The organism is Streptomyces diastatochromogenes (assembly GCF_002242805.1).
GTDB classification, from domain to species: Bacteria; Actinomycetota; Actinomycetes; order Streptomycetales; family Streptomycetaceae; genus Streptomyces; species Streptomyces diastatochromogenes.
This window is the reverse complement of record NZ_MCGQ01000145.1, coordinates 1-322: the sequence shown is the minus strand read 5'-3', so window position 1 is coordinate 322 and position 322 is coordinate 1. Positions and strand designations below refer to the sequence as shown.

Sequence of the window (322 nt, the reverse complement as noted above, 5' to 3'; positions counted from 1 at the left end):
CGCCCCCACACTCACCGTGGACAACCTCACGCTCCCCTCGGGCAGCCCCTCGCTCCCGATGGGCAGCCCCGCCGATGACGCGACCGTCCTCGCCCTCCTCGCGGCCGCCCCCACACTCACCGTGGACAACCTCACGCTCCCCTCGGGCAGCCCCTCGCTCCCGATGGGCAACCCCGCCGATGACGCAACCGCCCTCGCCCTCCTCACGGACGACCCCGCCCACCTCGCCGACGACCCCACACTCGCTCTGGTCAGCCCCGCCCATCGCGCGACCGCCCTCGCCTTCCTGGCGGCCAGCACCGCCCTCCTCGCGGACGACCCC

Annotated in this window: 1 protein-coding gene; it reads left to right on the top strand. The window is 75.2% G+C overall.

From position 1 onward, the window contains the following. The coding region (locus BEK98_RS49430; protein ID WP_208643443.1) for a hypothetical protein at positions 1-322 on the top strand (322 nt) is incomplete at both ends.